The sequence below is a fragment of the Afipia sp. GW823-FHT06G09 genome, assembly GCF_058794875.1.
The window spans coordinates 550,121-569,927 of the sequence record NZ_JBXAHF010000004.1 but is presented as its reverse complement, the minus strand read 5'-3'; the positions used below and the strand labels follow the sequence as shown (position 1 = coordinate 569,927).

Below are 19,807 nucleotides of genomic sequence, written 5' to 3'. Positions count from 1 at the left end.
AAGCGGCCCCGCCTATTCTTCCTTCTCCGTCGTGAAGAACAGTGGATAGCCCTTGGCCTTCCCGAGCTCGGTCGCTTCCTTGGCCTTGGTCTCGGCGACATCGCGCGTATAGACCGCGATGACGCAGGCGCCTTTCTGATGCGCCGTCAGCATCACCCGGCTTGCCGTCTCCGCGCCCATACGAAACACCGCCTTGAGCACCGTGACGACGAATTCGCGCGGCGTGTAGTCGTCATTGAGCAGGATCACCTTGTAGAGCGGCGGCCGCTCCAGCTTGATCCTGGTTTTGGTGGTGGTTTTCGGTTTGACCGTGGCTGGGCTCATCAGGCGTCTCTCGGACCGATCTGTCTCGGACACATAGGCAGGCATTTGACTGGTATCGATCGTCCGCGCCCCCATATTCGCGGGGTCGGGAACTTCGAGAGCCGCATGCCGCAGGTCGCATCAAGCGTGATTTCGCGCATCGATTATAACGCGCCGGCGCGCGAGCTTCACGTCACTTTCACGAGCGGACGGTCCTACAGCTATTTCGGCGTTCCCGGCGAGGTCTACTTTCAGTTCTGCCGGGCACCCTCGAAAGGTGACTTCTTCAACACCTTGATCCGAGACCGCTACGAATTCACCGAACATCGCGACGGCGGACGGCCTCAAGCTGGTTCAACAGACCTTGACTGACCGGTCTGCCGTGTCCTTTCGCTTCGACGATGCCGTGCTTTCGCCTCCCGAGCCAGTCTCTTAGTCTAAAATTGATACTGAAAGAGCTGCATCGCGGCAATCGGCGGCCTTTATGTCGCACAAAACTCATTTCTCAGTGGATTCTTTCCGCTTGCACCGCCTTTTAGCCGAAGCTAGTTTCAAGTTCTAAAATTGAACTAATGATCCGCATCGAATGGACGGGCGGCTTACGGGAGAGAAAATCACTATGTCGAGGATATTATTCGCCGCGCTGGCCGCATCGCTCACGCTGACCACGGCTGCCGTCGCGGCGGACGCTCCGGGCGTCACCGCCACCGAGATCAAGGTCGGAGCCACCTTCCCGTTCAGCGGACCGGCCTCCTCCCTCGGCAACGCCGGCAAGGGCCTGATCGCCTACGTCAATCAGGTGAATGATCGTGGCGGCATCAACGGCCGCAAGATCAACCTCATTACCTATGACGATGCCTACAGCCCGCCGAAGGCTGTCGAACACACCCGCAAGCTGATTGAGAGCGACGAAGTCTCGTTCATGTTCGGTCAGCTCGGCACGCCATCGAATTCTGCGACGATCAAGTACCTCACCGGAAAGAAGATCCCGGACGCTTTCATCACAACAGGCGCGACCAAGTTCACGGACTCCAAGGAATATCCGCTGACCACGACCTCGCTTCCGAGCTACGACACCGAGGGCAAGGTCTACGCAAAATACTTCAAGGCGCAGCTTCCGAATGCAAAGGTCGGAATCCTTTACCAGAACGATGACCTCGGAAAGGACTTCGTCAACGCGTTCAAGCCGATCTACAAGGACGAATTCGCCTCGAAGGTGGTCGCTCTTGCCTATGAAGTCGCCGATCCGACGGTCGACTCGCAGGTCGTCAACCTGAAGGCAGCCGCTCCCGACGCGCTTCTGATCGCGGGCACTCCGAAGTTCGCAGCGCAGGCGCTGCGCAAGATGAACGAGATGGGATGGAAGCCGCTGACGCTCGTCAATTTCGTCGCGGCCTCGATCGGCAATACCTTCGTGCCGGTCGGTCTGGACAAGGTCACCGGCGTTCTGACCGCAGGCTTCCAGAAGGATGCGACCGATCCGAAGTGGAAGGACGATCAGGGCGTGAAGGATTTCACGGCCTTCGCGCAGAAGTATCTCCCTGGCGCCGATCTGTCCGACCAGAACTACCTGTTCGGATATCAGCAGGGCATGATCCTGGAGCAGCTTATCAAGCAAGCAGGCAACGATCTGTCGCGCGAAAACATCGTGAAGCAGACCAAGAACTTCAAGGACTTTGCGCTGCCGACGGTTCTGCCCGGCATCAAGATCAACACGACACCCGAGGTGAATCAGGCCTATACGCAGATGCAGATGCAGCGCTGGAACGGCAAGAGCTGGGATCAGCTCGGCGACGTCGTGAAGGCTGACTGACGCCGCGTTCGCATCAGGCTTCTGTCATGATCAGGGCGTCGCGATCACTCGCGGCGCCCTCTGCTTTTGGTCGCGGGTGACCTGCAAGTCGGCGGGAACATAGCCGCCGTGGCCGCGTTGTATCTGAGGCGGCCACGCGGGCATTCGCCGCCGGCAAAATCCCCCATCTGATGACAGAACCATGGATTCGGACCCATGACTGCGACGTATGACTCGGACCCATCGACGCCATCGTTCAAGATCAATCCGGTGTCCTTCGTCTTCCCGGACGATGGACTGGTCCCGAACAATTCGCTGCCGTTCCTGCTTTACAAGGGCGCGCTGGCCGTCGATCACGACAATCCGGAGCAGGTGGTCGAGGATACCTTCATCGCCAACGGCTGGGGCCAGACCTGGCGCAACGGCATTTTCGACTACCTCCACTATCACGCGACTGTGCACGAAGTGCTGGGCGTCGCACGTGGCCGTGCGCTGGTGCGTTTCGGCGGCGACCACGGCGAGGACTTCGAGATCAGAAAAGGCGACGTGGCGATCCTGCCGGCAGGCACAGGGCATCAGCGTCTGTCGGCCAGCGACGATTTCGTTGTGGTAGGCGCCTACCCGCCCGGCCCGCAGATGCAGATCTGGCGTCCGACCCCGGAAAACTATCGTCTCGCGATCCAGAGCATTCCGGAGGTTGCGTTGCCGGACAGCGATCCGGTCTACGGATCGCATGGGCCGCTGGTCGAGCTATGGAAAAAGCGCAGCGCTTAGGCGGCTATCAAGGGATAGCGATAGCCCGCGATGCCTGCTCGCGTCCCATCGGGACACAGGCTTTCTTGCGGCGGAGCGCACCAAGAGCGCCCGTCACCTTCAGCACCTTCCCCACGCCACAGCTGCCGTTGTCGACATAGACGACGGACCATGGCGAGAGAAAATAAGGTTCTTTTTTCAGAAAATTGGGTGACATTTCCTGCGCCAGGCAAGGCGCGGACACTGTGCAAAGAAGTGCGAGAGCGACGACGGTACGCATGACGCTGATCCAAAAGCCGACGGAACTCACAATGCGCTTTTTTGGTGAATGTTCCAAGACACGAACAGCGGCACGATGATTATTTTCACGGCATGGCACTCATGAAGGCATCGCGCGGCTGATCCGGAACGGTGCACCGCGCGATGTGTTGGGCCTCCTGTAGCAACGGAGGTTCTAATGCGACGTAAATTGCTTCTGACAACGCTGGTCGCCGCTGCGCTTGCGGCATCGACTCTTGCGGCATCTGCCCAGGTCGCCCCGCCTTCGTCGCCCGGCGGCTCGGCCGCCGGTTCGCCTGGCGTTTCTCCCGCAACCCCACCACCCGCAGCGGCTCCCGCGCCGCCGGCTACAACCGGCAGCAGTACCGGCATCAATCAGCCCGGCGTGCCGAACACATCGACGCCCGGCAGGATCGGGACTGGCGCATCCCCGAGCGGTCTGCCCGGCGATAGCACGTCCAATCCCGGCTACCCGGGTAAGGTCGGCCGATAGTCCGACCACCCCAATCGAAGTCGTCCGGCGTGCTCACACCGCGCGGACTTACTTCTTGGCTTCCTGCTTCAAGGGGACGAGCAGCCAGAGCGTCAGGAAGGTGAACAGGGAAATGACCACCGCGACGTCATAAGCGCCAAGTCCGACCGCCGCACCGGTCGCGCCCGTAGCCCACAGGCTTGCCGCCGTCGCGGTACCCCGCACGGTATTCTCGGTCTTGAGGATCGCGCCGCCGCCGATGAAGCCCATGCCGGTCATCAGGCCCTCGATGATCCGTGCCGTGCCTTCGGGGTGACCTGCGAGAATGTGTTCGGTGGCCTGCACGATGCCGCAGGTCGCCAGCGCGACAAGCGGAAAAGTACGCAAGCCAGCGCTGCGCTCTTCCTTTTCCCGGTTCCAGCCGATCGGCAACGCCAGCACGTAGGCTATCGTCAACGCGACAAGATGAGGGCCGAGCCGGAAACCGCCTGCCGCTTCAAGAAGTGATTGCATGAGATTCTCCACGGTTCACCGTAGAGGTTTTCCGGACAGGTGAACCGCGACAAAAAGCTCACGCAATCTAGAGCGGTCCCTGGAACCAGGCTCATCCAAAGGAAGGCGAGCTACTCGGTCTTGGTGGTGGCGTTGGAACTGGTCCGGGGCTTGCCGTCCTTACTGTCCTTGCTGCCGCCAGCGATGCGGACCTGATCGCCATCCGCGATGCCGTCGAGCGGCGTCACGATGATCCGGTCATCCGGCGAAAGGCCGGTGGCGATTTCGATCTCGCGGCCGAGGTCGCGTGCAATGGTGACGGTCTTGAACAGCACCTTGTCGCCAGCCGTGACGGTCGCGACACGCAAGCCGCTGTTGTTGAACACCAGCGCGCTGGCCGGAATGCTCAGGGGCTGGGCTTCGCTCGCGAGCGCCAGCTTGACGTTGGCGAAAGCGCCGGGGCGCAATTCGCCCTTGGGGTTCTCGATGGCAAGCTGCATCCGCGTCGTGCCGGATGACACGTCGACCGACTGCGATGAAGCCTCGATGGTCGCCGGGAATGTGCGCCCCGCATATTCCGGTACCGTTACCGTCGCCTTCGCGCCCATCCTGATGCCGGGCAGATAACTCTGCGGCACGTTCACATACAGACGCAGCTTCTTGACGTCGGACACCACGAACATCGCCGCGCCCGAACCTGTGCCACCGTTGATCAGCGCGCCCACGTCGGTGTTGCGTTCGGTGACGACGCCATCGAACGGCGCGGTGACGTTCTTGTAGCTCGCGAGCGCTTCAAGCCGCTGCACGTTCGCCTTCATCGCGTTGACCTGCGCTTCCTTGCTGGCGAGGTCGGCCGAACGCTCATCGATTTCCTGCTGCGAAACGAAGTTCGACGCCAGGAGCGTCTTGCGGCGGGCAAGCGTGGCAGCCGACAGCTTCGCTGCGGCCTGCGAATTCGCCAGATCCGCGCGCGCCTGCAACAACTGCTGATCGAGGTCCGGCGCTTCGATCTCGGCGAGTTTCTGTCCGGCCGTAACCTGCGCGCCGATGTCGGCATCCCAACTCTTGAGATAGCCGCTGACACGCGCGTAGATCGGCGCACGCGAATAGGCTTCCAGACGTCCCGGCAGATCGAGCGTCGCGCTGAGCGGCTTGGTGCCCGGCAGCGCAACAGCGACCGACGGAACTGCCTGCGCGTCGGTCCATTCCTTGAGATTGGCGTCGCCCTTCGAGCGGGTGATAATCCCGGTAACCACCACGGCTGCGAGCACGCCTATGGCGACGGTGCCATAGAGCCTGAGCTTGCGCGGTGAGACTTGTGTGGTCTTGTCAGGTTGCATGAACCATCTCCGGCGCCGTCGCGGATGTCGCGGGCTGCTTCTTGTGAACCATACTGAACACGACCGGCACGAACAGCAATGTGGCGGTTGTTGCGAAAATCAGGCCACCGATCACGGCGCGGCCGAGCGGCGCGTTCTGCTCGCCGCCCTCACCCATTCCGAGAGCCATCGGCGTCATGCCGATGATCATGGCGAGCGCCGTCATCAGCACAGGCCGGAACCGGACGAAGCCGGCGTCGAGCGCGGCGGCGACCGGATCGCCGAGTTCGTCAAGGCGTTCGCGGGCGAACGCGATCACCAGAACCGAGTTCGCGGTCGCGACGCCCATACACATGATGGCGCCTGTCAGCGCCGGAACCGACAGCGTGGTGTGGGTTGCGAACAACATCCAGACGATGCCTGCAAGCGCGGCAGGCAGCGCCGAGACGATCACGAACGGATCGGACCAGGACTGGAAGTTCACCACGATCAGGAGATAGATCAGCACAATCGCGCCGAGCAGGCCGAACAGCAGGCCCGCGAACGCGCTGTTCATGGTTTCCACCTGACCCATCAGGACCACGCGGCTGCCGCGCGGAAGATCCTTTGCAGTCTCCGCGATCGCCTTGTTGATGTCGGCGGCCACCGCGCCGAGATCGCGGCCCTGCGGCGTGGCGAAAATCTGCACCATGGTCTGGATGTCGTACTGCGACACCACGGCGCTCGATGTGGAGCGCTTGATGTCCGCGATGCCGCCCAGCATCGGCGCTGTGGCTATGCCGGCGGAGGAAATCGGCAAGGCCTCCAGCTTGTTCAGCGAGTCGATCTGGTACTGCGGCGTCTGCATTACAATCGAATAGGACACGCCGTTGTTCGGATCGAGAAAGAACGTCGGCGCGACCTGCGAGCTTCCGGCGAGGTTGACCACCATGCTGTTGGTGACGTCGCGCGCGGTGAGACCGACATACTGCGCGCGGGTGCGGTCCACGTTGACCTCAAAGCTCGGGCTGCTCGGCGACTGCTGGATGCGGGCGTCGGCGACCCCCGGAATGAGCTTGATCCGGCGCAACAGATCGTTGGCGTACCTGAAGTTCTCAGCCGTGTTCGCGCCGCGTACCTGGATGTCGATCGGTGCGGGAGAGCCAAAGTTGAGAATCTGGCTGACGATGTCGGCGGGAAGGAACGCGAACGAAACGCCCGGGAATTCGCGCGGCAGCTTTTCGCGCAACTCTCGGACATACTCTTCGGTCGGCTTGTGGTCTTCCTTGAGCTTGATCTGGATGTCGCCGTCCTGCGGACCGATCACGCCGGTGTTGTTGTAGGTCAGGTTGATGCCCGAGATCGGCATGCCGATGTTGTCGGCCATGGTGTCGATCTTGTCGGACGGGATCACCTGCCGGATCACCTTCTGGATGTCAGCAAGCTTGTTGGCCGTTTCCTCGACGCGGGTCCCGATCTGGGTGCGGACGTGGATCAGGATCTGGCCCGTATCCACCGCGGGGAAGAAGTTGCGGCCAAGGAACGGCACAAGCAGAAATGACAATCCGACGAAGGCGAGGAAGCCCGTGACGAACACCTTGCGGTGCGCCAGCGCCATCTGCAGCAGGCCGTAATAGCCCGCCCTGAATGTCTCGAACCGGGCTTCGAAGCCACGCTGGAAGGCAACGAGCGGGTTTCGGGTCGGCGGCTTCTCGCCTTCCTCATGATGGATGTGCTTGTGCAGCAGGTACTTCGCCATCGTCGGCACCAGCGTGCGCGAGAGGATGAACGACCAGATCATCGCGAAGATCACCGAAAGCGCCATCGGCACAAACAGGAAGCGCGAGACGCCGGTGAGGAAGAACATCGGCACGAACACGATACAGATACAGAGCAGCGACACGAAGGCCGGCGTCACGATCTGCCGCGCGCCGTCGAGGATCGATTCCTCGACCTCCTTGCCCTGCTCCAGATGCCAGTTGATGTTCTCGATGGTCACCGTTGCGTCGTCGACCAGGATGCCGACCGCCAGCGCCAGACCGCCGAGCGTCATGATGTTGAGCGTCTCGCCGATCGCCGCCAGACAGATGATCGCCCCGAGCACCGACAGCGGAATAGAGATCGCAATGATGATCGTCGAGCGCCAGCTTCCCAGGAACAGCAGGATCATGATGCTGGTGAGCGCCGCCGCCAGCACGCCTTCGAAGGCGACCCCGGCGATGGCGCCGCGCACGAAGATCGACTGGTCGCCGAGCAGATTGACCCGCAACTGCTCCGGCAACTGATCCTTGGTATCGATAATCTTCTGCTTGATGCCCGAGATGATATCGAGCGTCGATGTCGCGCCCGCCTTCAGCACCATCATCAGCACGGAGCGGGTGCCATCGACGTGAACGATGTTGGTCTGCGGCGGGTTGCCGTCGCGCACCTGCGCCACGTCGCGGATATAGACCGTCGCGCCGTTGACCACCTTGATCGGCAGGTTGCCGAGTTCCTCGATCTTGCGCGGCGCGTTGTTGAGCTGGATGTTGTATTCGAAATTGCCGATCTTCTGGGTGCCGACCGGTGTGATCAGGTTCTGCGCCGCAAGGGCGTTGGCGACGTCCTGTCCCGACAGACCGAGCGCCTGCATCGCCGTGGGATTGATGTCGAGCTGGATCTGACGCTGCTTGCCGCCGAACGGCCATGGGATCGCGGCCCCCGGCACGGTGACCAGCGGCGTTCGCAACTGGTTGGTGGCGATATCGAACATGTTCTGTTCGGTCAGCCCCTCGCCGCCGAGCGCAAGCTGGATAATCGGCACGGTCGACGCGCTGTAGTTCAGGATCAGCGGCGGCGTCGAACCGGCGGGCAATTGCCGGAGCATGGTCTGCGCGATCGCGGTGACCTGTGCGTTGGCGGTGCGGATATCGACGTTCGGCTGGAAGAAGATCTTGATGACGCCGTAGGTGTTGTAGGAATTGGCGACGATATGTTCGATGTCATTGACGGTCGTGGTCAGCGCGCGCTGGAACGGCGTCACGATGCGGCCAGACATCTGGTCAGGCGGCAGGCCGGTGTACTGCCACACCACGCCGATCACCGGGATGCGGATTTCCGGGAAGATGTCGGTCGGCGTGCGCAGAGCCGCAAGTGGCCCCACAATCAGAAGCAGGAGCGCGAGCACGACGAACGTATAGGGTCGGCTCAGGGCAATCCGGACAAGCGCATTCATCTTATGTTTTTCTCGGTCGGCAGGCGCAACGTTGCGCCTGCGGGAAAGACCAGTTGTCTTCACGCTTTCAGTCTGGGGCTGATCTAGCTGAATCTGCCGCTGCGACGCAACGCCGCTGAACTCACAGTCGCTTGTTCAGGCGGGTTCCGGCGGCATTTCCGGGCCTGTTTTAGCCGATAATTCGCTGTTCGCGGCTAATTTATCACAGGATCATCTGGGTCTGGGTCACCACGGCGACCAGCTTGCCCTCTTCTGTTTCGATACGGGTCTGCCAGACGTGAGTGCGCCGCCCGAGATGGATCGCGGTGGTGGTCGCCCGGACGGTCACGCCAGCCCTCGCCGCGCCGACGAAATTGGTCTTGCTCTCGATGGTGGTGGTGCCCTTGGCGTCGGGTGGCAGGTTGATGACGGTGGCGGCCGCCCCGACGGAGTCCGCAAAGGCCATCACCGCGCCGCCATGGATCGAATGCCCCAGGGTGCAAAGGTCCTCACGGACCACCATGGTGGCGACCACCTTGTCCTTGGCGGCCTCGACGAAGGTGACACCCATCAGGACGGCGAACGGCATCGGCCGCGACTGGATCATCTCAAGCAGGGTCACGCCGCCCCTCCCGTTGTTAATGTAAAGCTTGAAGCTGCTTTCGCGCCGGTCAGCGACTTAAAGTGACAGATGAAGCACCTGATCATGCGGTTTCCACGCCGCACCAGTTCGCGACGAACAGCGCAATGGCCCGCGTGGTCTTGCGCAGCGATTCGATTTCCACCCGTTCGTTGAAACCGTGCATCGCCTCGGCATTGGCGCCGAAGCACAGGCTCGGGATACCGGCGTTGAGGCCATAGAAGCGCGTATCGGTCAGCGCCGTGAAGGCGAGTTCCTTCATCGGGCCGCCATAGACGGTCTCGCAGGCCGAACGCAGCACGGCTTCGGATTCATCCGCACCGGTCAGTTCATAGCCTTCGGACAGGAAGCCGGACCACTCCACCACCGGCGGGTTCTTGGCCAGGAACGGATGCCGCGATGCGGCCGCTTCCACGCACGCGACGATCTCGGCCTGATGATCGGCGATCGACCAGCCGGGCAGCACCGCGATCCGGCAATCGACATCGCACCACGCCGGCACCGAGGACGCCCAGTCGCCGCCCTTGATGATGCCGGGATTGAGCGTGATCGGATGCTTCACAACCCTGAAATGCCTGTCGCTGGCGGCGCGTCTGTTCCAGTCCTCTTCCAACGCTTCAAGCGCGTGAAGCAGATGATACGCCGCCTTGATGGCGTTGGCGCCGATGCCCGCCTCGTAAACATGCGCCGGTTTGCCCCTCACCTTGAGGCGAAACCAGATCACCCCGACCTGCGAGCGCACCAGCCTGCCGCCCGTCGGCTCGGGAATGAAACAGCAGTCGGCGCGATAGCCGCGCTGCACCGTCGAGAGCGCCCCGACGCCGGTGCTCTCCTCCTCGATCACGGACTGAAAATGGATACGCGCCGTCGGCTTGAGTCCTGCCGCGCGCAGCGCATCGAGTGCGTAGAGCGCGGCGATGGTGCCGGACTTCATGTCGCCCGCGCCGCGGCCATAGAGCCAGCCGTCCCTCACCACCGGAGAGAACGGCGGCGCGTCCCACATGTCGAGCGGCCCGGCGGGCACCACATCGCAGTGACCCTGCAGGATCAGCGAACGGCCCGCCTCGCGCGCCGGACGATAGGTGCCGACCACGCTGCGCGCGCGGGAGAAGTCATGCTCAATCGGACCAAAGCCGCGCAGGTCCTTCAGGTCATCGACGTTGATATGCCAGTCATCGACCTCGTAGCCGCGTTCGCGCAACAGGTCGTGCATCATGTCCTGACACGGGCCTTCCGCGCCGCGCGTCGAAGGAATGGCCGAGAACTGTTTCGTCGTCTCAAGCTGCCGGTCGAAGGCCTCGTCCACCGCATCGAGAATGCGGCGCTGGACCTCGTTCGAGGTTGTTTTGGCGTCCATCGCGTCCGTCCCTTCATGCCCGCGTCTGCCGCGCGGATTATGGGCATGAGTGTAGCCAGTTTTAAGGGACCGTTGGAAGGGATGCGATGACCTTGGAGGTAAGCATTCCAGAGGCTGCTGGCTGCCGATTGAACCTCATTCGGCGAAGCAACGACTAATGATTTCTCCGTAGCTGCCGCTAAAGATGGGTGACGAACGGGGCGATCTGTTCCAGCCATCCTGCTCAAGACAAGCGTGACACAATGCTTCTGATGTCCGACCTATTTAAACACTCAGCCCTCGCAGCGATGCTGCTGGCGATATTGCTCGCATTCTACAAAGGACGACACGCAGTCTCTGCAAACGCCCGGTCGCTCGCCTGGACTCAAGTTCCCCTGATTGCGTTCTTGACGGTTTCTGTCGGTCCAAGCGCAATCGCCACGCTTCTCTATCTTGGCTACAAGTCTGGTCTGTTGCAGGCCGGACCATCCGGATACCGATTTTCAACATTCATTGTTCAGCTCCCCGTTGATTTCGCGGTCATGAACTGGGGATTTGTTGTTTTGTATGTGACCTGCCGGCTGGCACCGGACTTTCGGTCGGCCCGGTCTGCGATGTGGCTTTCCGCAGCCGTGATGTCCTTACTCAACGTGCCGCTGTTCTTCCTAGCTCCCGAGATGGTGTCCAACGTCTTCGATGCGGGTCAAGGCATCGGTATAGTTCAGGCCGTGCTCAGCATGCCGCTCTGGTTCGGTTCATATCCCCGCTTTCTTGATCCCGACTCCGGCATTGGTCTTCTTCTCTTTGCGCCGCTCGCACCCATACCGCTCGCGGGTTCGGTCTGCTGGATTGCCGTACAACTCATCGGAGGGACGGCCAGTTCTCCAAAAGGGAAAACTGCGCGGTCGTAGTGCACCGAAGGCATTTGTCGCCGTCGGCCGCCACACCTGATGCGGCGGATCTGCGAGGATCAATACCCGACCGTGAACCGCTGGCGGGAATGCGCGGGCTTCTCGACTTCATCCGCGAGCGCGATCGCATAGTCCGCGAACGAGATGCTGCTGCCCTTCTCCGTGGTCAGAAGCTGATCCTTGCCGAGGCGGAATGTGCCGGTACAAGGACCGTCGAAAAACAGCGCCGACGGCGAGAGAAACGTCCAGTCGAGCTCTTTCTCCTGCCGCAGCAACTTGAGAAACTCACCGCCCTTGGTGGCCTCGTCCTTGTAAGCCGCCGGAAATTCGGGCGTCGACACCAGCGCAATGCCGGGCGCAACTTCGAGACTGCCCGCGCCGCCGACCACCAGATAACGCTTCACGCCTGCCGCCTTCACCGCATCGATCAGCATCTGCGGATCGCTCTGCAGAAAGTGCACGGCGCTGATGACCACCTCGTGCCCTTTAAGCAGCGCGGCGAGCCCATCCTTGTCGAACACGTCGCCCTTCTTCGGCGTGACATTGGCCTGCGCCTGAACCTTCTCGGGATTGCGGACGATGGCCGTGACCTGATGGCCGCGGCTGGTGAGTTCCTTAAGAATGGGCGCGCCGGCCTGGCCGGTCGCGCCGATCAAAGCGATTTTCATGATTTGCGTCCCTTGCGTGATGTGGTATCCAATGGATACCAACTAACGAATGGACATCAGATGCCCGCTCGCGACGCTGCTGTGAAGAAGGCACTTTTCCGAGACATGGTCCCCTTTGAGAAACCACCCGCCAAACCTGCGCGTGGAAACAAGGCTCCGCGCGGAAACTGGCCGACGAATCCCTACGCGCAGGATTGTCCGACCCGGCTGGTGCTCGACCGCATCGCCGACAAGTGGACCGTATTGTTGCTGATCCTGCTGTCGCGCAGGCCATGGCGCTTCAACGAACTGCGCCGCGAGATCGGCGGACTGACGCAGAAGATGGCGTCGCAGACTCTGAAGGGACTGGAGCGTGACGGTCTCGTGAAGCGCAAGGTGACGCCGACCGTTCCGGTGACGGTGGAGTATTCGATTACGCCGCTGGGGCGCACATTGAGCGACACCGTTGACGGCTTGCGCATCTGGGCGGAGCAGCACATGAGCGATGTCGCAAAAGCCCAATCACAATATGACCGAACCAAGGCACAAACTGTGTAGATTTGGTCACACACGCCGAGTTTGTGCGGATGTTCTTTGTGCGTTCGCAAGAGTTGATGAGGTGTTTAGGGCTTGCGCGATAGGATGGCGCATCATCGGCGACAATCGATGACTTAATCGCCGGCGATGAAAATGAGCTCCCAAAATATAAGGAGAGCAATCATGCCAGCCTACGCACAGCATCACCGCAAGCAGCAGATATTTCATGCGGCCATGACCGTGTGTCCAAGCTGCCAGAGCCTTCCCATGGAAATCAGGGAGGTGCATCCTCACTGGGATCTGGCGAGGGTCGACTTCGTCTATGAATGCCCGGCGTGTTGCACCGAAGTCCGGGACACTGTCGCGAAGCACTAAACGCCGCCGTAAGTCCGCGGGGGGCATCCGCGCCTACCAGAATCACGGCCGCCCGACTACGATGAGGCATGACCTTCGTCTACCTCATCATCGCGATCATTCTTGAGGTGATCGGAACCTCCGCGCTGCAGGCGTCGGAGCAGTTCACCAAGCCGAAGCCGCTGATCCTGACAGCGATCGGCTACGCGGCGTCGTTTTATTTCCTGTCGCTGGTCCTGCGGACCATGCCGGTCGGGATCGCCTATGCGATCTGGTCCGGCCTCGGCATCGTGCTCATCACACTCGTCGGTCTCGTCTGGTTCGGCCAGAAGCTCGACATGCCCGCCGTGATCGGCCTCGCGCTGATCATTGCCGGCGTCGGCACCATCAATCTGTTTTCATCGACCGTTTCGCATTGACGCATTGGAGAGACCACATGGACAATCGCAATATACTCTACGCCGTCGTCGGGGCCCTCGTCATCGCGGTCGCCGTACTCGGCTACAAGGTCTATCAGGACAACAAGAAGCCGGAGGGATTGCAGATCAACGTCGGTCCGGGCGGCGTGAAGATTCAAAGCAAGTGAGGCTCGAATGACCGCGACATTCTTCCCGCGCGCGCTGTTGCTTGGCGCGATTGCCTCGGTGGCGCTGATCGGCGCCGCGTGCGCCGACATTGTCGGACGCGAATCCGACATCACCGAACTTCGGCTCGGCCAGAAGATTTATGTCGACGACGGCTCGTGCCCCGCGGGGCAGATCAAGGAAGTCAGTGGCATGCGACTGACCGCAGCGGGCGTCGAACGCTCCAAGAAATGCGTCGATCGCAAGGGCAAGAGGTAGATTTTCTATTCGTCATTGCGAGCCAACGGATCGGCGCAAAGCGCCGTCCGATGATAAATTCCGCGAAGCAATCCATTCTTCTGTCCAAGATATGGATTGCTTCGTCGCTAACGCTCCTCGCAATGACGGCCTGTGATCTTCTATAAAATCCACCTAAATCGTCCTGCCGCCGTCTACCGGCAGCACCACGCCGGTGATGAAGTCGGCATCGTCCGACGCCAGATACACACACGCCTTGGCGATATCGTCAGGCTGCGACATGCGGCCGAGCGGAATGGTCGCGATGAACTTCGCGCGGTTCTCCGGCGTGTCCGGCACGCCCATGAAGCTTTCGAGCAGCGCGGTTTCGCCCATCACCGGCGCGACGCAGTTGACCCGGATCTTGTCCGGCGCAAGTTCCACCGCCATCGCGCTCGACAGCAGGTTCACCGCGCCCTTCGAGCCGTTATACCAAGTCAGGCCCGGACGCGGCCGGATGCCGCCGGTCGAGCCGATATTGATGATGCAGCCGCCGCCCTGCTTGCGCATCAGCGGCACCGTCGCGTTGGTCATGTGAAAGATCGATTTGACGTTGACGGCGAAGACGCGGTCGAACTCGTCTTCCGTCACGTCCATGATCGGCTTGTTGCGAAACGACCAGCCCGCATTGTTGACCACGATATCGAGCCGACCGAATGTTTCGACGGCGGTCGCGACGGCCCTGTCGATGTCGTGCCGCTTCGACACATCGCCTGCCAGCGAGACAGCCCCGCCGGTATTCGCGGCAACGCGCGCCGCGCCCTCACCGTTCAGATCGACGATGACGACCTTCGCGCCTTCATCGACAAAACGACGCGCAATGGCCGCGCCAAAACCCGATGCGCCTCCCGTCACCAGCGCAACCTTTTTTTCGAGACGCATGATGTCCACCCTTTTGATTTTCGTTGTCGCTGCATCGAGCGTCGATCAACCGAAAGGCAAAGGCAAGCTGCGTCGCAAAACGCGTCTACCCCGAAATGAAGTCACCGCATTTCTGGATGGTGTCGTTGCTGCCCCACGGCATGATCGGCACGGAGGACGTCGAGTTCTTCGGCGAACCGTCGATCAGCTTGTCGGAATAGACCATGTAGACCAGTACGTTCCGCTTGGGGTCGCAGCCGCGCACGATCTGCATCTTCTTGAAGAACAGCGACCGGCGCTGCCGGAACATGTCCTCGCCCTGCGGCGCCTTGGACTTGAAGCGGATCGGCCCGATCTGGCGGCAGGCCAGCGAGATGTCGGAGACCTGTTCGGCCAGCCCGAGCCAGCCCTTGTAACCGCCCTTCTCCGGCACGGTGAAATGACAGGCCACGCCGTCAACCACCGGGTCATCGACACCGTAGGTAGCAAGTTTGTCATCCGGGCTGAGTAACTTGAACACGGTCGAGCGCCGGAAGATCAGATCCGGCTCATCGGCCGCGGCCAGTGGCGTTGTGGCCAGCCACGCGAAGGCGGTGGCCAACAGCGCGGCGGCTGTCAGTCGGGTTGGACGGAAAGGCATCGGAAAGCTCCAAGGAAGGGGTCTTCAGAACGGTTCCGGCGCGGCTGCCCCGCACCGGAACCCCTCATGTGGGGTGGCATGGCCCCCGTTGGAAGGCACGGGATTGTGACTGCGGATAAGTCGCCGTTAAGCGCTTTTGAAGGCTCAACGGCTAGCATTTCGGCACCGTGAATCACGCAGAATGCGGTATCGAGGCCGAACGGCAATGAACATTCAGCCTATTGGCGACACTAATACTGGAATCAATTGAGGAATTTCGCGTGTACCGGAATAAGCTACCTACCCTGGACCACCAGCAGAAAACGGTCAGCACCACCTCCCCTTTTGGCAGTGACATCAGTTCCCGTCCGGCCCGGTCTGTGAGCCTGCAGACCGCATGGCTCGCCGCGGCACTGACCGCAGGATTTGCGCTGCCGGCCGATGCCCAGGTCTATTGGCCCATGGATCCCGGAGCCGCTTACTACGGCGAGCCGCAGCGGCACTTCGAGCCGCGTCGCCCGCGCATCGCTCGCACCAAACAGAAACTGCCCGATGCCCCGAAGGACACCGCAAAGCCAGTCGGCCCGATCGTGGTCGCGATCTCGATCGATCGGCAGACCTTGAAGCTCTACGACCAGAACGGCCTGTTCGCGGAATCGCCGGTCTCGACCGGCATGCGCGGCCATTCGACTCCGATGGGCGTGTTCAGCGTCATCCAGAAGAACAAGTATCACCGCTCGAACATCTACAGCGGCGCGCCGATGCCTTACATGCAGCGCATCACGTGGTCAGGCGTGGCGATGCATGCAGGCGTTCTGCCCGGCTATCCGGCCTCGCACGGCTGCATCCGCATGCCAATGAATTTCGCGATGCGGATGTGGGGCTGGACCCGCATGGGCGCGCGCGTGATCATCACGCCCGGTGAAATCTCGCCTGCTGATTTTTCCCATCCGCTGCTCGCCACTCGCAAGCCGAGCACAAAGCCTTTGGCCGCCACGACGGAGCCGGAGAAGCACGCCGAGACCACGCCGAAGTCCGACCGGTCGTCAATTGTCGACGCGGCTTCCCACGACAAGCTGCAATTGCGGCTGACGTCGATCGCCGAAGACGCGCCCATTCGCACGGCTGACGCCAGCGGCGCACTGCCGCAAAAGAGCGACGCGGACAGCGTCGTTGCGCAGGCATGGGATGCCAGCCGCGGCGGCGGTTCCTGGGATGCAGGCCGTGGCGGCGTTACGCCGGAGCCCGAAGCGGCCAAGGACGGGCCTAAGGAGAATGCCAAGACTCCGTCGCCGAACGCACAGAAAGATTGCGCCGTAGCGAAGGACGATGCCGCGAAAAGCGCCGATGGAGACGCCGGTGCTTCCGACGACAAGGCAGCTGGCGACAAGTCTCCCGACGCAAAGCCTGCCGACAAAAAATCCGAGGCTCCGAAGACCGATAAGGATCAGACCCGTGTGACCGATAGCGCCGCACCAACGCCGGTCGCGGTGGCGGTTGCACCTGAGGGCTCTGCCGAATTCATCGGGCCGGTCAAGCCGCGCACAGGGCATGTCGCCGCCTTCGTCAGCGCTAAGGAAAACAAGATCTACGTCCGGCAGAATTTCGAGCCTTGGTTCGAAGCGCCGGTCACGATTGCTGCACCCGACCGCCCGCTCGGCACCCACGTCTTTACGGTCCGCGCCGACAAGGATGACGCCGAGGCTCTGCGCTGGTCCGTGGTCTCGCTCCCGGCCCCCATCCGCGCGGCGGAAGAGACTCCCCGGCGCAGGCGCGGCGAGCCGGTTGCGCCAGCGGCAGCCCCTGCCCAACCGTCATCGCCAACCGAGGCGCTCGACCGCCTGACCATCCCCAAAGAGACCATGACGCGGATCGCCTCGGCCCTCGCGCCCGGTGGATCGATCACCGTCTCGGATCGCGGTCTTGGCGACGAGACGGGACGCGGCACGGATTTCATCGTCCCGCTGCGCTAAATGGCCTCTGGAACCCGGTTGGCTTTGGGCGGCGCGTTAAGCTAGAACGCGCCGATCATGACAGCCTCATCCGATAGCCAGCCCCCCACCGCTCCCATCCCGAAAGACCAGCCGCGCGATGCGTTTTCGCGGCTGACGCCATTCGGTTGGAACGGCGGCATGGCCGTGATTTTGGTCGGCCTCGCCCTCTCATTTTTCCTCGCCGGCTATTTCGTCATCTATTGGCGTAATGCCGATATGGACTTCATGATCGTCTACAACGCGCTCGTGATGAACGATGGAAAGCCGCAGGCGTTCTTCGATCACCCGTCCTACTTCACCATCCTGTCGGTGAAGTGGTGGTTTCAGGCGATGCATTCGCTGGGGCTGCTCGATGCATGGAAACTGTCGTCGATCCCCTCGGCGCTGAACGTGCCCGCCTTCGATGCCGCGATGACGCAAGCCGTTCGCGCCGGCCGCATCGTGGCATGGCTGACCGCAACCATCTTCGTCATCGGCTTTGCGGCTCTGGCCCGGCGCATCTTTACCGACTGGCGGATCGCATTGCTCGCGACGTTCGCATTCGCATTCTCCGGCGGCATGGCCGTCCACATGCGCATCCTTCGCAGCGAACTGATCGCGGCCTGTCTCTTCACGCTCGCATTGATGCTGCTGATCGCGGTCGCGCGCCGCGCCGGCAACTGGCGGCCGCTGGCTATCGGGGCTGCGGCGGCACTGTGCGTTCTCGGATTGCAGAACAAGGTTCAGATCATCCTGCTGATCGCAGCGCTTCCTGTGATCATGCTCCCTTTTGGCAGCAGCGACAGCGCCAGCACAGCGTTCTGGCGCAGTTCGGCGGCATGGCTCGCAGTTCTGCTCTCGGCCATTGCCGGAGGCGTTCTGCTCGCCCTCGCTTGGCCGCTGATCGCTGCGGGGCTGGAGCCTGAATCGGTCGACATCGCCCAGCTTCACGCTCTGATTGCCGGCAGGTTCGGAATTTATCAGGTCGCCCTGCTCGTCTGGATCGGCGTCGGCATGATCGCATTTGCGGCGATGTGGCGCATCAGCGCCACCGAAACGTTGACGTCGATCTTCGCGGTCGCTGCCGGTGCGTCACTCGGACTGCTCACGCTGTATCTCCAATTCGATCCGCAAAACGCAGTCGCCGTGATCAATCCCATCGAAAAGATGCTGGTGTTCGCGGATGCGCCAGCCACATCGGCGACCGAAGGCGGAAAGATCTGGGCTGCAATCGCCCTGCTGTTCGACGGCGTCAAGTCCGTGCTCCAGCGCTATACGTTCGTGCTGTTCACCTCGCCGCGTCCCACCGTGTTCCTGACCTGGCTGGTCATTCCCGGCATCGTTTATGCGTGGCTGAGGGGCGAGCGGCAGGTCGCCATTCAGGCGGCCCTATTGCTGCTGTCCGCCATCGGCATCGATGCGCTCGGCGTGCGGCGCAATCTCAAGGCGGAATACTTCATTCTGACCGATCCGCTCATTATACTCGCCGGCGCATTGCTGCTGGAGAAATTGAGCGATCTGCGGTTCAGCAGATGGGCCTATCCGATCGGCGTAGCGCTGATCGTCGCCCACGTTGCGATCAGCCAGGCCGAACCGATCAAGCATGTGATGAAGCGCAGCGGCCCGGAATACATCTGCGAATGGAACGAGTATTACGAGCCGGAACTGCCGATGCCATGGTGCGACAAGCCGCCCAAGCGTCCGTGAGGATCGTCACGGGTTGTTGAAACTCCCGGCTGCGGCAATCCGTTATCTTTGAGTGAATGACCCTCAGGGAGCGCATCATGATCGACCGCCGACGAGTCATCACGGCCATGGCAGCGGGCGCAACGCTCCCGCTCACGGCGCGGTCCCTGTTCGCGCAGACGGCCATGAGCCGCATGACCGCCTACAGCTTTTCCTTCCAGAACCTCAAGGGCGGTGACATCCGTCTCGCCGATTATGCAGGCAAGCCGGTGCTGGTGGTGAACACCGCTTCGCTCTGCGGGTTCACGCCGCAATACGCCGGCCTGCAGGAACTGTGGACGCAGTTTCGCGACCGCGGCCTGATGGTGATCGGTGTCCCGTCCAACGACTTCGGTGCGCAGGAGCCGGGCGGCGCAAGCGACATCGCCCACACTGCCGAAGAGACCTATCACGTCAGCTTCCCGATCACGGCGAAGACCTCCGTGAAGGGTCCGAATGCCCATCCGTTCTACAAATGGGCGGCCACCGAACGGCCGGGCGATCTTCCGGGCTGGAACTTCCACAAGTACCTCGTGGGCCGCGACGGACACATCGCAGACGCGTTTTCCTCCCGCGTCGAGCCCACCGATACGCGCGTCGTCACCGCCGTCGCCCGCGCGCTGACCGCCTGACGGAACCCGCCCCCGGGCCGGGATTAACCCTGCCAACGCTCCTGTGGAAAATCGGTTGGCGCGATTTTCGTTGTGGGTCTAGGCTCACCATCGGGGACTACGGCGGCGTCCGGCGGACCGGACGCGGAGG

The 19,807-nt window shown here is 61.9% G+C and carries 23 protein-coding genes; 13 read left to right on the top strand and 10 right to left on the bottom strand.

What is annotated here, in order from left to right; all coding sequences use genetic code 11:
* Positions 1-12: 12 nt before the first annotated feature.
* Complete coding sequence (gene clpS / locus AC1Q67_RS19590; RefSeq protein ID WP_492236697.1) at positions 13-324, bottom strand: ATP-dependent Clp protease adapter ClpS; 312 nt, start codon at positions 322-324, stop codon at positions 13-15.
* Positions 325-429: 105 nt separating this feature from the next.
* Between clpS and AC1Q67_RS19585 the strand changes: the two genes are divergently transcribed.
* The 3 genes from AC1Q67_RS19585 (at position 430) to AC1Q67_RS19575 (ending at position 2,869) form a co-directional block, all read left to right on the top strand.
* On the top strand, positions 430-675 hold the full coding sequence (locus AC1Q67_RS19585) for a KTSC domain-containing protein (RefSeq protein WP_024577443.1): 246 nt from the start codon (positions 430-432) through the stop codon (positions 673-675).
* 247 nt (positions 676-922) lie between these two features.
* On the top strand, positions 923-2,116 hold the full coding sequence (locus tag AC1Q67_RS19580) for an ABC transporter substrate-binding protein (RefSeq protein WP_492236698.1): 1,194 nt from the start codon (positions 923-925) through the stop codon (positions 2,114-2,116).
* A gap of 195 nt (positions 2,117-2,311) precedes the next feature.
* Positions 2,312-2,869: a cupin domain-containing protein gene (locus AC1Q67_RS19575; RefSeq protein ID WP_492236699.1), complete on the top strand. Its 558-nt coding sequence runs from the start codon at positions 2,312-2,314 to the stop codon at positions 2,867-2,869.
* Positions 2,870-2,876: 7 nt separating this feature from the next.
* On the opposite strand, the gene AC1Q67_RS19570 is transcribed toward AC1Q67_RS19575, so the two are convergent.
* A complete protein-coding gene (locus AC1Q67_RS19570; RefSeq protein ID WP_024577446.1) occupies positions 2,877-3,128 on the bottom strand; it encodes a hypothetical protein in 252 nt (83 codons plus the stop codon).
* Between the two features lie 177 nt (positions 3,129-3,305).
* On the opposite strand from AC1Q67_RS19570, the gene AC1Q67_RS19565 reads away from it, so the two are divergent.
* Complete coding sequence (locus tag AC1Q67_RS19565; protein ID WP_492236700.1) at positions 3,306-3,620, top strand: hypothetical protein; 315 nt, start codon at positions 3,306-3,308, stop codon at positions 3,618-3,620.
* Positions 3,621-3,668: 48 nt separating this feature from the next.
* Here the strand turns inward: AC1Q67_RS19565 and AC1Q67_RS19560 are convergent, their stop codons facing one another.
* From AC1Q67_RS19560 to AC1Q67_RS19540, 5 genes are all read right to left on the bottom strand, one after another.
* Complete coding sequence (locus tag AC1Q67_RS19560; protein WP_024577447.1) at positions 3,669-4,112, bottom strand: MgtC/SapB family protein; 444 nt, start codon at positions 4,110-4,112, stop codon at positions 3,669-3,671.
* Between the two features lie 110 nt (positions 4,113-4,222).
* The gene (locus AC1Q67_RS19555; protein ID WP_024577448.1) at positions 4,223-5,431 is read right to left on the bottom strand and encodes an efflux RND transporter periplasmic adaptor subunit; all 1,209 of its coding nucleotides are present in this window, start codon (positions 5,429-5,431) and stop codon (positions 4,223-4,225) included.
* Positions 5,421-8,603, bottom strand: a complete 3,183-nt coding sequence (locus AC1Q67_RS19550) for an efflux RND transporter permease subunit (RefSeq protein ID WP_492236701.1) — start codon at positions 8,601-8,603, stop codon at positions 5,421-5,423. The genes AC1Q67_RS19555 and AC1Q67_RS19550 overlap by 11 nt, the downstream gene beginning before the upstream one ends.
* Before the next feature lie 202 nt (positions 8,604-8,805).
* Entirely contained in the window at positions 8,806-9,204 is a 399-nt protein-coding gene (locus AC1Q67_RS19545) for a PaaI family thioesterase (RefSeq protein WP_492236702.1), read from the bottom strand.
* Positions 9,205-9,286: 82 nt separating this feature from the next.
* Positions 9,287-10,579 carry an ArgE/DapE family deacylase gene (locus AC1Q67_RS19540; RefSeq protein ID WP_492236703.1) on the bottom strand — a complete coding sequence of 431 codons (1,293 nt, stop codon included), beginning with the start codon at positions 10,577-10,579 and terminating at the stop codon, positions 9,287-9,289.
* 251 nt (positions 10,580-10,830) lie between these two features.
* On the opposite strand from AC1Q67_RS19540, the gene AC1Q67_RS19535 reads away from it, so the two are divergent.
* Positions 10,831-11,469 (top strand): hypothetical protein, encoded by a 639-nt coding sequence (locus AC1Q67_RS19535; protein ID WP_492238163.1) that lies wholly within the window; start codon positions 10,831-10,833, stop codon positions 11,467-11,469.
* Positions 11,470-11,528: 59 nt separating this feature from the next.
* Here the strand turns inward: AC1Q67_RS19535 and AC1Q67_RS19530 are convergent, their stop codons facing one another.
* The gene (locus AC1Q67_RS19530; protein ID WP_492236705.1) at positions 11,529-12,137 is read right to left on the bottom strand and encodes an NAD(P)-dependent oxidoreductase; all 609 of its coding nucleotides are present in this window, start codon (positions 12,135-12,137) and stop codon (positions 11,529-11,531) included.
* A 207-nt stretch (positions 12,138-12,344) separates the two neighbouring features.
* Here AC1Q67_RS19530 and AC1Q67_RS19525 point away from each other — a divergent pair, with 207 nt between their 5' ends.
* The 5 genes from AC1Q67_RS19525 to AC1Q67_RS19505 all read left to right on the top strand — a co-directional run bounded on the left by AC1Q67_RS19525 (position 12,345) and on the right by AC1Q67_RS19505 (position 13,849).
* A complete protein-coding gene (locus AC1Q67_RS19525) occupies positions 12,345-12,674 on the top strand; it encodes a winged helix-turn-helix transcriptional regulator (protein ID WP_244432771.1) in 330 nt (109 codons plus the stop codon).
* A 162-nt stretch (positions 12,675-12,836) separates the two neighbouring features.
* A complete protein-coding gene (locus AC1Q67_RS19520; protein WP_024577455.1) occupies positions 12,837-13,028 on the top strand; it encodes a hypothetical protein in 192 nt (63 codons plus the stop codon).
* Positions 13,029-13,096: 68 nt separating this feature from the next.
* Positions 13,097-13,426, top strand: a complete 330-nt coding sequence (locus tag AC1Q67_RS19515; protein ID WP_006020330.1) for a DMT family transporter — start codon at positions 13,097-13,099, stop codon at positions 13,424-13,426.
* A 17-nt stretch (positions 13,427-13,443) separates the two neighbouring features.
* On the top strand, positions 13,444-13,593 hold the full coding sequence (locus tag AC1Q67_RS19510; RefSeq protein WP_192817732.1) for a hypothetical protein: 150 nt from the start codon (positions 13,444-13,446) through the stop codon (positions 13,591-13,593).
* 7 nt (positions 13,594-13,600) lie between these two features.
* Entirely contained in the window at positions 13,601-13,849 is a 249-nt protein-coding gene (locus tag AC1Q67_RS19505; protein WP_492236706.1) for a DUF6719 family protein, read from the top strand.
* A 153-nt stretch (positions 13,850-14,002) separates the two neighbouring features.
* Here AC1Q67_RS19505 and AC1Q67_RS19500 read toward each other — a convergent pair whose 3' ends face one another.
* Positions 14,003-14,749 carry an SDR family oxidoreductase gene (locus AC1Q67_RS19500; protein WP_492236707.1) on the bottom strand — a complete coding sequence of 249 codons (747 nt, stop codon included), beginning with the start codon at positions 14,747-14,749 and terminating at the stop codon, positions 14,003-14,005.
* An 85-nt stretch (positions 14,750-14,834) separates the two neighbouring features.
* Positions 14,835-15,368, bottom strand: coding sequence for a CreA family protein (locus AC1Q67_RS19495; RefSeq protein ID WP_492236708.1), 534 nt, complete (start codon positions 15,366-15,368; stop codon positions 14,835-14,837).
* A gap of 440 nt (positions 15,369-15,808) precedes the next feature.
* Between AC1Q67_RS19495 and AC1Q67_RS19490 the strand changes: the two genes are divergently transcribed.
* The 3 genes from AC1Q67_RS19490 (at position 15,809) to AC1Q67_RS19480 (ending at position 19,677) form a co-directional block, all read left to right on the top strand.
* On the top strand, positions 15,809-17,320 hold the full coding sequence (locus AC1Q67_RS19490) for a L,D-transpeptidase (protein WP_492237156.1): 1,512 nt from the start codon (positions 15,809-15,811) through the stop codon (positions 17,318-17,320).
* A gap of 57 nt (positions 17,321-17,377) precedes the next feature.
* Positions 17,378-19,027 carry a glycosyltransferase family protein gene (locus AC1Q67_RS19485; RefSeq protein WP_492236709.1) on the top strand — a complete coding sequence of 550 codons (1,650 nt, stop codon included), beginning with the start codon at positions 17,378-17,380 and terminating at the stop codon, positions 19,025-19,027.
* A 77-nt stretch (positions 19,028-19,104) separates the two neighbouring features.
* Positions 19,105-19,677, top strand: coding sequence for a glutathione peroxidase (locus AC1Q67_RS19480; RefSeq protein WP_492236710.1), 573 nt, complete (start codon positions 19,105-19,107; stop codon positions 19,675-19,677).
* The last annotated feature ends 130 nt before the right edge of the window (positions 19,678-19,807 follow it).